Origin of the sequence: Klebsiella sp. ZJOU C1 (assembly GCF_035620215.1) — a bacterium.
Lineage (GTDB): Bacteria > Pseudomonadota > Gammaproteobacteria > Enterobacterales > Enterobacteriaceae > Klebsiella > Klebsiella variicola.
The window spans coordinates 2,394,308-2,408,612 of sequence record NZ_CP141644.1; the positions used below are offsets into that span (position 1 = coordinate 2,394,308).

Below are 14,305 nucleotides of genomic sequence, written 5' to 3' on the forward strand. Positions count from 1 at the left end.
GATCTATTCCGAAGGCCTGGAGTACTACGCGCCTTCTGATGCCCTGAAGCGTTATAACATTAAAGTGGGTGATTTGTATTACCGCTTTGGTTTTGCCGGTGGAGCCTATGGCCTCACATCCATTGATGCTGCTAAAAATGATGATATCAACCGTATCAGATGCACGCTGAGCCCGCAGCATCGCTACGTGACTGCAGGTGCTCAGGTTATCGAGTATTTCACCTACAACGTTACGCTGAAGGTCATCAATACCGGCCCGCTTTTTACCGAGATTGAGCGTACAGGCTACAATGCCGCCAGTGCCGTTTATTCGGCAGGCATTATTAAGGCCACCACTCGCTTCCGCATTTTTAAAAACGGAATTGTCGTTGTGAAAAATATGGTGACTGCCCTGGAGGAGATTCCTGTTGGTAAGATGTGTGGGGCAACTATTAGCTCTAATATTATTTATAAAAGCGGGACGACTCCAGCCTATTCCGGTACCGCTGCTGCAGCAATCACAACCGGAAATACAGCCGGTAACGGCAGGTTTTCCTGTGTGCCGACCATTGTAAACGGGGATATTCACAGGGATGGAACCTCTGCGGGCCCAACCAGACCGACAGGCATCACGATGACGAATGCCGCGTCAGAGTTTACGCTGGGCGTAACCACAGGCTGGCAATATTCATCCCTATCGGATTATTCCTTTCTTAACTGGCCGGTTGAGAAAAACTGGACATGGACCATCGAAGCCTGGCTTAATGCCAGTGAAACTGAAACAGACCCGTTAACGCTTGCGAAGAAAGTCTACAATCGGCCTGTAGGTTTTGCGCGTGGCGGGAGGCTTCCTAACTTTGCAGTAAAAGAAGCTGAGAATAAGCTGAGAGTATTGCTTGATGGGGTTGCTGACTTCTGGATGAATGGAGACTCAGCTGGAATAGGCGGTATGGATTCGAATGCCGGGCCGTATGATATTAATACCCCGTGGGGATACCTTGCATATCGTGAACTGCAAAAGCCCTCACCTAATATAGCGGCAGTATGGGCCAGGTTTAAACGGTGCTGGGATGATAACTGGCGAAGCACTAATATCGGAACCCGCTATCTGGAGGGAGTTATTAATGTTGCTGATTTGGTCACTCCGGTACTCAAGCCATGTGTTTCTATATATCGTGCGGCTGAGTTTTTGGGTGACACTGCAAAAATGGCAGCAATGCAGCCTTATATTAAGTCCTGGGCTGACGCGATGGTAACAGCAGTCGCAGCAAAAGGAGGTGTGCCGAACACCTATACGTCATCTTCAGTCAGTGCCGCCGTGAATATTAATATCTACGGCATGCTGCTTGTCGCGCTGGCAATCCACGCCGGGATGGATACTGGCGGAGCTTACCAGTCCTGCTATAACACGGTGATGACGAATCTGACCAATAGTAGCACCGTGGGGCGATATCTTCCCAGTATGCTGGATTCGATGCCAGTCAGCACCTCCCTGGCAAGGAGCCGGTGGTACAACTACGATATGGACCTGGCGCCTGAATACCTCATGATGACTGAGTTACTCGGCGCAACGCCCCTGTTTAGCAACGTCAACTATGGACTTCAGGGGTTGTGCGGTGATGGCAGGCTGCGGGGGATTGATTTCATTATTTCCGAAAGCCGGAGGGGTATCATTTCAACGCCAGTTAGTGTGGCATTGACGATGATGCTGGTCCGACGGGTATCAACCGGAAATGCTCTGCTGGCTTGTGTTCAGGCCTACGAAAAAGATTATCTTACCAATCCGTATTCGTCCGGACGTTTCTATGGTTTCTCCCCACGCCTGGCGTCTGGCATACCAACGACTATCTCAAGTCATAACAAAGTGATGATTGAGATGTTGTCATCTTATTTTGTACACCAGATTGCAAAAGGCAGGGTGTCAGGCGCGTAACTCAAATTGCCCTGAATCCTGAAGCCAAAGAATGCAACACAGACTCATATACAAGCGGAATTAAAGTTATTAATTAGTTTCCCCCGGCCTTATCCGGGGGATTTTATTTTGTACTAACAAGATGCTTTTATGCGAGCAAATCAAACTGAGCAATCATATCCGCGTCACTCAGCGCCGAATCGAACAGTACGGCCTTCTGCAGCCAGCCACCCCAGAAGCCAGAGTTTGACACTGTAGAGCCAGAAACCGAGCTGTTTCTGCCCAGCATGACGTAATCAAATGCCGGACATCCGGTCAGCAGAGTTTCCGGGTTATCAGTCATTCCGGAATAGACCTTGAGAACGCCGTTGTTCAGGGTGATCATCAGCGCATATTCACCGTACTGAGAGAACATTTTTCCGGTGAACGGAATGCCCGCCAGCGTGCTGCCGGCGTTAATGTTATGCGCAGCCAGGGACTGGAACGCATTGGAACTGTCAGCCGCGCCCAGACCGAAACCAACGTATTTCAGCGCCGTGTTATTCAGCAGAGAGAACAGGATATTGCCGCCGGCATTGCCGAGTGCCGCCGGGGTCATTATCCCCTTCATAAACACCGAGAAGTTTGATTTCACGCCCGCAGGAATATCCAGCAGATGGGCGGCGTCTGCCTGACGGTTCGCACTGGCAGTGCCACCGACCGCGCCATCAGGAAAGAACGCGGAGCTGGCGTGATAGGTGTTCTTCTCGATCTGCATCAGGCTGACCTGCATGGTCCGCCCGGTTCCGACGTAGGCGACATCCGGCTCTGCCAGCGGATCGTTAATCAGGCTGTATTTAACCGAGCCGACAGTATTCCCGCTTCCTTTCACACACAACACACACCGGGCGCTGTCATTGAACCCCTGGAAGATGTTGGCCCTGACGGCAAGACGGCCCATTTTGGTTACCTTCTGATTGCGTACGTCAAAGTTAGCGAACGCCTGAGCCCCGGCGCCTAAAACCTGAATCTGCAGGTACTGTGCTGACCCGGCTTTAGCAAACAGGGACACCACGTTATACAGGGTCGGATCAATCGTGCTCTGGTTATCCATGAGCACATGCGCCTCATTCATGGTGCTTTCGGTCAGGGTACTCCACCCGGCAGCTGGCGCGGATACCGTCAGGCCCGACGGCACATAGTTCGCGGCGGTCTGATCGAGCGCACTCAGTGCATAGTTCGTCGCCGAGTTCTCCACCCGCATACCCAGAATCTTTCTGGTCGCCGGATGGCGATCAATACGTGGTGTATTGATGGCAGCATATTCGAGATTCCCGGCGGGACTGATGAAGGATGCCAGCGTGGTACGGGTGAAAGAGAGGGCTGTGGCGTAATTGCGGTTCTTCGAGAAATTCGAATCCGGCTTGCTGACAAAGAGGTTGTTCACCAGGTCGGCATAGTAAACGCCCCCTCGCGGCATTGGAGCCGTCAGCGGCGGCAGGTCAGCGATATCACCCTGATAAATCATATTGGATACGGTTTTTAACGACATAATTACTCCAGTCCTGGGTTGCGGCCGTAGGTGACGTTAGTCAGTGTGCCGGTGAGATTGATGGGGTTGCTGTTGGTATCGGTGTACTGGTTTTCGGCGATGTCGAAATGGCTGATAGTCCCTGAGCCGGTAATCGCTGCAGCGCCATTCTGCGAACGCAGCTTACAGCCATGAATCGAGCCCCGCGTGATATTGCCGTCCAGCTTAAACGCGGTATCGCCGCCATTTCGCAGCATGCGAAGATTCGTGAAGTCGAGGTCGGTAAAGGTGCCGCTGGCAACATTCACCGGATAACGTCCGTTATTTTTGATGTCCATATTGTCAAAGCGAACATCCGCCAGGGTGTTAGCGCCAGCCTCGATTAAAATCGCATCCTGGGCGTTATCGTTGATGTGCATGTCGGAGAATGAATAGCCGCCATCGGCCTGAATTTTGGTCGAGTCATAATGGAGCCCGGTCACCCCGTTACGCTCAGCCTGACAGTTCAGCATCAGCCCGTTCTTACCCGGGCGGGGAGCGATACCGTTGTTAGCCAGCGTCCCTGCGTCAATGCTGATTCCGGTTTTGAGGTTGTCATTGAACTGGCCGTTGACCACCACCAGTCCGGATGCGCCACAGTCGCCGAACCCGTGGCCATTTCCAGTGCTCACAACGTCGGAAACGATTATCTGTCGCGCGACGTATGGCTGACCAGGCCCTGAAAGCCTTTGCTGCTCAAAGAACATCCCAAAATTCTTGCAGTTTTTGGTGATGGCGCGAGAAACAATCAGTGCCTCGTCCTGGATCGCCCCAAGACCGATGCCAATTCCGGAAGCGCCACCGCTGCCGTCAGGGGCGAGCCGGCCACAGTTATCCGCATAGCAGTCCAAAATGAAAGACCGGTCAGGATAATCATTACCGATACCAGTGGCCCCGGTGTCGTGGACGTTACAGCGCAGGAACATACACTGCCGGAAATACTGCAGATACGTACCTTTCGCCCCCACGTCATAAGACGGTGAGTGCTGTTCTGCCCCGTCAATCTCGACATCAATCAGGTTAAAGTTTTCGAGGTAAATTTCCTGCGGCGAACGGTAATAAAACGCCGCATTCGCCAGCATCGGCATAAATACCGCGCCTGGAACGCAGCGGATCGTCACGTTCGGTCTCGCAATCAAATAGGTATGTTGGCGATACACACCAGGGCGAAGAACTATTTCGCCACCATATGGCAACTTGCTCACATAGTTGACAGCGGTCTGCAACTGCAGAGAAATGGATTCACGACCGTTCCAGTCAATACCAAAATCCAGCCAGGCATCAAAAATCGCTTTCGCCTTATATAGCGTGTTAACGCGCTTTTTAAGCGAGTTAAAATGTTTCTCCAGAGATTTTCCACCAAACCCCTTCAGATAATAACTTCCATCCTCATCAGTAAATTCAAGCGCCCGGTTCTGCGCATCCGTCAGGCGGCGAATATGCGGCGCACGGTCGCGCTGGTAGTTCTCCCTGATCCCCTTTATCGACTCCTGAATTGATTTATCAAGACCGGGGATAAACACCTCCCCAAAAGCATCCTGAAAGGAAATCAGACGCCCGTTGAAATCGTACTGGTGCGTTATGTCATGTTCATCGTTATTAACAATTGAAGATTCGATGGCCCTGATTTTTTGTGCAACAGAAAAGGGGCCCAGGCCAGCGATATACAAATCACCCAGTTCATCAATAAAAGCGGGTACGTTTGCATTTTTGTCCGGAAACTCATGCAGGTTAGCAGCGCGGTCTTTATGAATTAGCGCATCCAGCTTTCTGAACTTTTCCTGAACTGAAACCGGACCGAGGCTCGCAATAAAAAGCTCACCAAACTCATCGAGAAGAAGGTAAACATTGCCGTCTTCGTCATATGAGGTTTTGAGGATCTGAACTGTATCGTAGTTAATCTGCCCCCTGATCTGGTCTACCGCCTGCTGAGAAGGCATTTTTCGCCCGGTAGGCTGCAGCGTCCCGCCAACGTTCATGACTTCGATCGCGAGGGCGCTGTCGTCCGGGCTGCGGTAGTACGTGGTCGAGCCCACAGGAATATTCGCGATATCCGCCTGGGCCGCTGCCAGCGTCGCATACTGCTTGCTGAGCGGAATGATGTTCTGCCGTATCTCATTATTTTTCGCCATCATCTGGCGCCAGGTATCGAGCGGTTCGCCTGCGCGGTCGTTAACCGTTCCTGCCGGACCGTTAACCAGTTCGTCAGCGCGCTTGACGTTATCCAGGAATATTTCAGGCGTCGTCGTTCCCAAAGGCGGGTTAAGTTCGGCCATGTTTTTTGCTCCAAAAAGAGGCTTCGCCCAAACGAGGGTTTGAGCGAATGGCCGCGGCTTTTTACAATCAGCTATTTCAAGGAGTTAGATAGTGCTGATTGGCTATGCGAGGGTATCAACCGGGGATCAAAACCTCGATTTACAGAAAAACGCGCTGATACGCGCAGAATGTGAGCTTGTTTTTGAGGATATGGCCAGCGGGAAAAATGCCAGACGGCCGGGATTGAGGCGCGCCTTACGCAGGCTTAAGCCCGGCGACGTGCTAGTGGTCTGGAAACTGGACCGGCTGGGCCGCAGCGTGCGTGATCTGATTACGCTCGTGTCGGAGCTGCAGGCGCGCGGGGTGAATTTCCGTAGTCTTACTGACAGCATCGACACTTCGACACCTGCGGGACGTTTTTTCTTCCATGTCATGAGCGCCCTGGCGGAGATGGAAAGAGAGCTGATTGTCGAGCGTACACGAGCGGGTTTAGCCGCAGCGAGGGAGCAGGGTAGAGTCGGCGGCCGCCGCCGGGTAATGACTGAAGTAGTGGTGGAGCGGTGCCGCAGAATGCTGGAGAACGGCGCTACCCGGCAACAGATCGCAGATGTGATAGGGGTGGGGGTGAAGACGATCTACAAATACTTTCCTGCTGCCGTCCGCGATCAAGGATTCCTGCCCTTCCCGTGATATGTAACATTTGAGATAATAAGTACTTTCAGTTTTGAAAACAGTTTGGTTTGTTCGTGAACGGTAAGAAAACAATAAGTTTTGAACAATTTTTAACTATTAACAGCAATCTTGTTTCCATCTCAGATACATGGGCAGACTTGTGGGCGTTAATTTTTCACACAGGTTTAAGCGCTGGAAGGCTGCTGAGTATTCGATATGATGATATTGATGATGGCTTGATACTGATACGAAAACAGGGTCACCTGAAGGAGCTACGTGTTGAATCAACCCCTCCAGTGGAGGGGATCATTGCTCGTAGAAGAGAACGCTATCCAGAAGATGTTTTTTTATTTCAGAGCCATTCTAACCGTGTGAAGTACCAACGCCGGCCGGTCACTATAATTGCTTTCAACGCCGCTTTACGTCGCGCCGCTAGATCATTACCAGACGTTAACGTAAGCAGTAGTAGCGCGAGAAACATACCGGACTAACCGCCTGTCCAGTCGCGTGTGGCCGATGTGACAGGCGTGGGGGTGAAGACTATTTACAAATATTTGCCGGTACAATACGGCGATAAAAAATCCCCCTGAGCAGGCACACTCAAGGGGAAAATACTACATAACATCATTGCTGTGTGCGTCTTTGCGCTCGTCTATCTTCCAGGAATATGCCTAAAGCTTCCAGATATTTCTGGTCCGAGCTGTTACATCATGGAGTAGGTGCCGATGTGATAGGTTAAGAGCGAAGATGATCTGTAAGTACCTTCCGACGTCGAGGAGCAAGGACCATGAATTTGGGTCTATACCATCCCAATTCATACATTCTTTCTAAGTCTATGAAATATTGAGCAGAGTATTCTGTTTGAAATGAACCATATGGAATAGCCAAAGGCTAAAATGCCCAGCGTAAAAACAACAATCAGCAAGTCCGTCTGTGACATCTTATATCCATTTTGCAGTAGCAGGTTTTGAGAAAAGATAGTTCATAGCTGGCACATAGACAACATAATCACTAAGTGAAACCAATATCAGGGGCTCAAAGGTGACTGGTTTCCCCCTTCTGTGCTCCTGATTGATAGTTGAAACCTCTATTGATCAGATTAGTGAATGAAACTACTGTATATAAAAACAGTATTTTGTGAGCGAGTCTATTATGCAGTTCTACACGCCCGTTGAGTTACGCCAGATCATGCTGCTCCCGTTGTACAGTGACCTTGTGCAGTGCGGCTTTCCTAGTCCAGCGCAGGATTATGTTGAGCAGCGTATCGACCTGAACGAGCTGCTGGTTAACCACCCCAGCGCGACGTATTTTGTCAAAGCTGCCGGTGATAGCATGAAAGATGCGGGCATTGGTGAGGGGGATCTTCTGGTCGTGGATAGTTCAAGGACCGCAGTCCATGGTGATATTGTCATTGCCGCTGTAGATGGGGAATTCACGGTTAAGAAGCTGCAGTTGCAACCGCGGGTTCAGCTTAACCCAATGAATAGCGCGTATTCCCCAATAGTCGTCGGTAGTGAGGATACTCTCGATGTGTTCGGCGTCGTAACTTACATCATCAAATCGGCTGGCTAAGATGTTTGCGCTTTGCGATGTGAACTCCTTTTACGCATCGTGTGAGACGGTGTTTCGTCCTGACCTGAAAGGGCGGCCAGTAGTCGTCCTTTCCAATAACGACGGGTGTGTGATTGCTCGTTCCGCTGAGGCGAAGCCCTTCGTCAAAATGGGGGAGCCGTACTTCAAACAAAAGGACATGTTTCGCCGGCACGGCATTATCGCGTTTAGTAGCAACTATGAGCTCTATGCCGATATGTCCAATCGTGTGATGACCACGCTGGAAGAGCTCTCTCCGCGCTGCGAAATTTACAGTATCGATGAGGCATTTTGCGATCTGACTGGAGTTCGTAACTGTCGCGACCTTACCGACTTCGGCAGGGAAATTCGCGAGACGGTTCTGCGCAGGACGCACCTCACGGTCGGCGTCGGCATAGCCCAGACTAAAACCCTGGCAAAGCTGGCCAATCACGCTGCGAAACAGTGGCAGCGACAGACCGGAGGAGTGGTGGACCTGTCTAATCTGGAAAGGCAGAGGAAGTTGATGGCTTTGCTTCCGGTGGATGAAGTCTGGGGCGTCGGACGCCGCATCAGTAAAAAACTGGAGGCCATGGGGATTAAAACGGTACTGCAACTGGCGGATACCGATATCCGTTTTATCCGGAAGCATTTTAATGTAGTTCTGGAGCGAACCGTGCGGGAGCTGCGCGGAGAGCCATGTCTCGGTCTTGAGGAGTTCGCGCCGGTAAAACAGGAAATCGTCTGCAGCCGCTCGTTTGGCGGCCGTATCACTGAATACCATGAGATGAGACAGGCGATCTGCAGCTACGCCTCACGTGCAGCGGAGAAACTCCGTGGCGAGTATCAATATTGTCGGTTCATCTCAGCGTTCGTTAAAACCAGCCCCTTTGCGCTTAACGAGCCATACTACGGTAACAGCGCATCGGTAAAGCTGTTAACCCCAACGCAAGACAGCAGGGACATAATCACCGCGGCGACAAAATGTCTCGATGTAATCTGGCGAGACGGGCATCGCTACCAGAAAGCAGGAGTAATGCTGGGAGATTTCTACAGCCAGGGCGTAGCGCAACTCAACCTCTTCGACGACAACGCACCGCGGCAGAACAGCGAAAAGTTAATGGAAGTCCTCGACCATCTTAACGCAAAGGATGGCAGGGGGACGCTCTATTTTGCGGGGCAGGGAATCCAGACTGCCTGGCAGATGAAGCGGGAAATGCTTTCGCCACGGTACACGACTAGGTACAGCGATTTAATGCATGTCAGGTGAAATTTATTTTCTTATGCATAGCACTCACTTAATCCCATTGTTAAAATTTTAAATCAGAGGAAACATTACGCTATGGTAGGACATTATATGATTAAATTATATTCTTGCATTAGTTCATCTTATCCTGACAGCCTAGGATATTATTTAACCTGATACTACTTAGAAGGGGGCTGGAACGAGAGAGTCGATAATCTTTATTGGCAAGTTAAGCTGTTTACAGTACACTTTCAGTGAAATTATATCATGTCAACGGCTAATTTGGCGGTATTTATGAATGAAGTATTATCAGACCTCATAGTAGAACTTGAAAGTATAATATCAAAACTAGGCACGATCATTCCTACTAATGATCCATTTAGTATAGTTCATGCTAATTGGACATTTCCTGGCTTAACTAAAAATGATCTAATCAATAAAGCTCGAAATTTAATTTCACTAATTGAATGTATAGAAGATGATATACCTGATGAAAAAATAAGTATCCTCATGGACTACAAAAAAAGGCTCAGGTTTATCTCCGATTCAACTATTCCTAATTTATGGGGGAATGTGGCGGCAGGTGTCCCTCCCTATTTGATGACATTAGATGAGCTTAAGGAAGAACTCAACAAGTTATTTGATAAAAATCATAATGCAGATCTACAAAGAGCAGTGAGAGGGCTTAGAGCTCTTGAGGCAAGATTAAAACAAGTTGAACCAAGAACTGCATCGTTATCTTCTATGGTTGAAAGGATAGAGCAAGCATTCAATACAGCAGAACAACTTCCAGCCGACCTTGAATTACTAACTGAGTCTCGCGAAAAAATTAAAGAGACAATCTCTAAAAGCGACATGAGTGCTAGTAAGATTGAGCTCTTAAAAGAAGAGGGAAATGATATTTTAAATGAGCTCATATTAATGAAAGTTAATGCTGAGGACATTCTAAAGCGTTGCGAAACCGCATATGCTGCGTCAACTAGTGTGGGTCTGGCCGCTGCTTTTAGTGAGCGTTCAGCAGCTCTCAACAAGTCAATGACGTTTTGGATAGGGGGGCTAATTGTAGCTCTTATAACTGCGGCGATTTTCGGAACAATAAACGTTCATGGTCTATTGGTTGCGACTGGCAGTCCTCAACCATCTTCATCTGTTATAACAATACGATTGTTTTTATCTATATTATCTATAGGGGGGCCTGTCTGGTTTGCGTGGTTGGCTACAAAACAGATAGGGCAACGGTTTCGTCTTTCAGAGGACTATGCGTTCAAAGCCTCAATATCCCGTGCATACGAAGGATTTAGAAGTGAAGCTTCTCGTATAGATAAAAATTTAGAGGTTAAACTTTTAGCATCAGCACTTTCGAGATTAGATGAACTACCTCTACGCTTAGTGGAAACTGAAACACATGGAAGCCCATATCATGAATTATTGACGTCAGATACTTTTAAGGAAGCTTTAAAAGTAGTTCCAGGGTTTTCAGATAGAATTAAAAAAATTGCTGAGCAAGCACTAAATGCTGCAAATGATGTTTCAAAAGGAGTATTAAATACTAGCGAAAAAATCGCATCTAATGAAAAAAATGATTCGCCAACGAATACTTAGTGAAGTTATTTAGATATCTCAGTAAATATAAAGTGAACAGTGTGAAGCTGTTCACTTTTAAATGTTATCAAATTATCTATGATAACTCTTATCTTTGAAAAGAATATTGAGTAGAACAACCGTATCAAGTATCGCATGACACTGTGTAGCCAGTGTCCTCTAGGTACGCTGCCGATCGCCGCCATAAAAATGGACTTGCCGTCTTTTCTGTGGATGAAGTAAGGCTCTTTCTTGTCGCCTTCCTTTTTCCATTCAAACCAGTCGTCTGCAAAACAAATTGCTCTCCCGTGTTGCCATAGAGGCTTGAACATTCTGCTTGTCGCCGCGGTTTCTACGCGAGAGTTAATGAGCGCTGGCTTATCCCACCACCCTGGTGCGTAACCCCAGTGAACGGGATCGAGATGCAGTTGCTCCTCACGTTCGCACAGGAGCAAAACTTTAGTCCCAGGTGCCACGTTGTAACGCCCAATTGGCTCAGGATCGTATGCAATGTCGCGCTCGGCCTCTTCAGCCAAATAAGCCAGGTACTCTTCACGGGTTTGGGCTTGTGCAAAACGTCCACACATAGAAACCTCCAGTCAGTAAGGCTAAAAGTATAGACGTTGCGAGTGATGGCCAACTGATGGGTTTTCCTAGGGAAGGCCGTTATCATGAAAGAGTGGTGCGCACCGAAAATTACATGATTAACGCAGGAGATGATGTCATGGGAGGATATTGTCGTAAACATGCACTTTTTCTTTCTGGAAAGCTGCTCGCAAAAGAGGGGCATAGAAGGGGCATCGGATAAGAAAAAGGGGCAAAAAAGGGCATTAAATTCGTAGGCTGGCGTCGGTTGGCGTTGTTCGTATGGGGTAATAACTGACTGTATTAGATGATAAAATTAATAAATTCAGGGGGTTGAAATTATTTGGGAAACTTATCGATGTTGTACTTTTCTTTTTTACTGATTTCTTGGTTTTGCAGCATGTAATAGTGGCTCAATTCATAGTGTGGCATCAGAAGAGCACGCGTTCTGCCAGCCTGGACAACGTGGCGCTGGCGCGTAGCAATTAATGAGGTCTGACAGACAACCGTGGCGTGTATGGTACGGATTCAGGCGCGGAATGTCAGCATCTTTCCGGCACTTTCCGCTGCGGGCAGGCAGGCGGAGGCGGTGTAAGCGGAAATAAAAAGCCCGCCGGGCGGCGGGCTGTGGCGTTAACGCACCACCAGGACTGAGCACTCGGCGTGGCGGACCACCGCGGCGGCGTTGGAGCCCAGCAGATAGGTGGTGATATCTGGCCGGTGCGACGCGATGATCACCAGGTCGGCGGGTAGCGACTTGGCCAGCGCGAGGATCTTATCTTTTGGCGACCCTTCGGCGACGTGAAAATGCATCCGATCTTCCGGGATGGAAAATTGTTTGGCGATCTCTTTAAGCTGCGTTTCCGTTCCTTCGCGCAGCTCATCCATACCCGGCAGTTCGGCGGTGTAAGCCATTCCCAGTGAGGCATAATAGGGCAGGGAAGGGATCACGGAGAGGAAATGGACCTCGGCGTCGTCAATCCGTGCTTCCGATTCAACGTGACTGATAATGCGTTCAGTAAATTCTTTATCAGAGATATCGATAGGGACAAGAATCATTCTGCTCATAAAAACCTCCTGTTTAAGTATCCCCTCACATTGTACGGCATTAGAGCACGTTTTGTATCATGACCGTGGTCACACTTTGACATTAACGTGGCTTGCGTTCGGGGAATTTCCCTTTGATCACGCCGTCATAAAATCGGCCTTTTGACACCACCTGTAAAAAATCGCGGAAAATGCGCGGTGGCACGCCGGTATATTGCAACGGCGGCTGGTGATAAAAATAGATTTCCAGTGTGGCGGAGGCGTCATCGTAGGCGACAGAGATAATTCGGGATGATTTTACCGGGTGATGATGCATGGTGGACGTCCTCGGACAAGCACTGACTGAGCACGACTATATCACTAAATGGACAGCTATTTTAACCAGCGGGATATATTGTTTTGTTTTATCTACTGTACGGCGGGAGGAAGAAGCCCGCCGGAACCGGCGGGCTGGCGCATCAGAACTGGTAAACCAGGCCCAGGGCGACGATGTTGTCGGTAGAGATACCGTTGTCTTTGTAGAAGCTGTCGTTGTCATCCAGCAGGTTGATTTTGTAATCAACGTAGGTAGACATATTACGGTTGAAGTAATAGGTGGCGCCAACGTCCATATATTTGACCAGATCTTTATCGGCGTAGCGGCCGTTATTATAGAGATCTTTGCCTTTGGACTGCAGGTAGGAGATGGCCGGACGCAGGCCGAAGTCGAACTGATACTGCGCGGTGACTTCGAAGTTTTGCGTTTTATTGGCCACGCCGTCATTGCCGTACGGGGTCATATTGCGGGTTTCTGAGTACATGGTCGCCAGGTAGATATCGTTGGCGTCGTACTTCAGGCCGGCGGTCCAGGCTTCGGCTTTATCGCCGCGGGCGTTGGTCTGGGTCATCTGATCGTTGGTACGGTCAGAAGAGGTGTAGGCCGCTGCCGCGCTGATGCCCATGCCGAAGTCATAAGAGGTGGAGAGACCGAAGCCATCGCCATTGTCGAAGCGAACATCGCTGTCGCTGCTGCGGTTATTGGTGCCGACGTTGATATCCTGCGCGTTCTGACCTTCGTTTTTACCCTGATACTGCAGGGCAAAGTTCAGACCCTCCACCAGGCCAAAGAAATCGCTGTTGCGGTAGGTCGCGACGCCGTTGGCGCGGCCTGCCATAAAGTTATCCGCATAGGTGTAGGAGTCGCCGCCGAACTCCGGCAGCATATCGGTCCAGCCTTCGACGTCGTACAGCACGCCGTAGTTACGACCGTAGTCGAAGGAGCCGTAATCGCCGACTTTGATACCCGCGAATGCCAGACGGGTCCACGCCTGATCGCTGGAGCTCTCGGTGTTGTTGGCCTGAACGTTATATTCCCACTGACCATAGCCGGTAAGCATATCGTTGATCTGGGTTTCGCCTTTAAAGCCGAAACGCAAATAAGTTTGATCGCCGTCTTTTTTCGAGTCGCTGGAGAAATAGTGCAGACCGTCTACCTTGCCATAGAGATCTAATTTATTTCCGTCTTTATTATAAATTTCCGCCGCATGGACGGCACCGGCGGCTAATAAAGCCGGAATAACGAGGGCCAGTACTTTTCTTTTCATGAAGAAATTCCTTTAACTGTTTTTATGTTTTAGCTTCCGGGAAGGAAGTGAACTCATGCTAAAGGAGCGGTCTGAGATATGGTAAGACTCAATTGTTACGATATAAGTAAAATCTAAAATAAATAATACCAAAGAAATGGTGATAATTATGCTGAATATATCAGTGGATAATATACAAAATAAAAATTATACATGCCCAGGGTAATCACGTATTATTCGCACGTTATATGCCTTTATTGTCATGCCAATTATTTATTGTTGCCGTCTCATTCTGCGGAATGATTTTGTTTATCGGTAAAACGACAAGCCCGAACAACATGTTCGGG

10 protein-coding genes and 1 pseudogene are annotated in these 14,305 nt (G+C 49.2%); 5 read left to right on the plus strand and 6 right to left on the minus strand.

The window, feature by feature from the left end; translation table 11 throughout:
- Window positions 1-2,039 precede the first annotated feature (2,039 nt).
- The gene (locus tag SPE70_RS11400) at window positions 2,040-3,422 is read right to left on the minus strand and encodes a hypothetical protein (RefSeq protein ID WP_324726637.1); all 1,383 of its coding nucleotides are present in this window, start codon (window positions 3,420-3,422) and stop codon (window positions 2,040-2,042) included.
- A gap of 2 nt (window positions 3,423-3,424) precedes the next feature.
- Window positions 3,425-5,716, minus strand: a complete 2,292-nt coding sequence (locus SPE70_RS11405) for a right-handed parallel beta-helix repeat-containing protein (protein WP_324726639.1) — start codon at window positions 5,714-5,716, stop codon at window positions 3,425-3,427.
- Between the two features lie 91 nt (window positions 5,717-5,807).
- Here SPE70_RS11405 and SPE70_RS11410 point away from each other — a divergent pair, with 91 nt between their 5' ends.
- The 5 genes from SPE70_RS11410 to SPE70_RS11430 all read left to right on the plus strand — a co-directional run bounded on the left by SPE70_RS11410 (window position 5,808) and on the right by SPE70_RS11430 (window position 10,785).
- Entirely contained in the window at window positions 5,808-6,386 is a 579-nt protein-coding gene (locus SPE70_RS11410; protein ID WP_324726641.1) for a recombinase family protein, read from the plus strand.
- A 50-nt stretch (window positions 6,387-6,436) separates the two neighbouring features.
- Window positions 6,437-6,859: a site-specific integrase gene (locus SPE70_RS11415; protein WP_004892499.1), complete on the plus strand. Its 423-nt coding sequence runs from the start codon at window positions 6,437-6,439 to the stop codon at window positions 6,857-6,859.
- Window positions 6,860-7,520: 661 nt separating this feature from the next.
- On the plus strand, window positions 7,521-7,940 hold the full coding sequence (locus SPE70_RS11420; protein WP_040219432.1) for a translesion error-prone DNA polymerase V autoproteolytic subunit: 420 nt from the start codon (window positions 7,521-7,523) through the stop codon (window positions 7,938-7,940).
- Window position 7,941: 1 nt separating this feature from the next.
- The gene (locus SPE70_RS11425; protein ID WP_324726643.1) at window positions 7,942-9,207 is read left to right on the plus strand and encodes a Y-family DNA polymerase; all 1,266 of its coding nucleotides are present in this window, start codon (window positions 7,942-7,944) and stop codon (window positions 9,205-9,207) included.
- A 270-nt stretch (window positions 9,208-9,477) separates the two neighbouring features.
- Window positions 9,478-10,785, plus strand: coding sequence for a hypothetical protein (locus SPE70_RS11430; RefSeq protein WP_324726644.1), 1,308 nt, complete (start codon window positions 9,478-9,480; stop codon window positions 10,783-10,785).
- A gap of 161 nt (window positions 10,786-10,946) precedes the next feature.
- Here SPE70_RS11430 and SPE70_RS11435 read toward each other — a convergent pair.
- The 4 genes and pseudogenes from SPE70_RS11435 to ompK37 all read right to left on the minus strand — a co-directional run.
- Window positions 10,947-11,351 (minus strand): annotated as a pseudogene (locus SPE70_RS11435) (SOS response-associated peptidase family protein); the annotation flags it as partial.
- Window positions 11,352-11,982: 631 nt separating this feature from the next.
- Window positions 11,983-12,417, minus strand: a complete 435-nt coding sequence (gene uspF / locus SPE70_RS11440; protein ID WP_008805149.1) for a universal stress protein UspF — start codon at window positions 12,415-12,417, stop codon at window positions 11,983-11,985.
- A gap of 82 nt (window positions 12,418-12,499) precedes the next feature.
- Window positions 12,500-12,712, minus strand: coding sequence for a KTSC domain-containing protein (locus tag SPE70_RS11445; RefSeq protein WP_008805148.1), 213 nt, complete (start codon window positions 12,710-12,712; stop codon window positions 12,500-12,502).
- A gap of 142 nt (window positions 12,713-12,854) precedes the next feature.
- Complete coding sequence (gene ompK37, locus SPE70_RS11450) at window positions 12,855-13,979, minus strand: porin OmpK37 (protein WP_022066059.1); 1,125 nt, start codon at window positions 13,977-13,979, stop codon at window positions 12,855-12,857.
- Window positions 13,980-14,305: the final 326 nt, after the last annotated feature.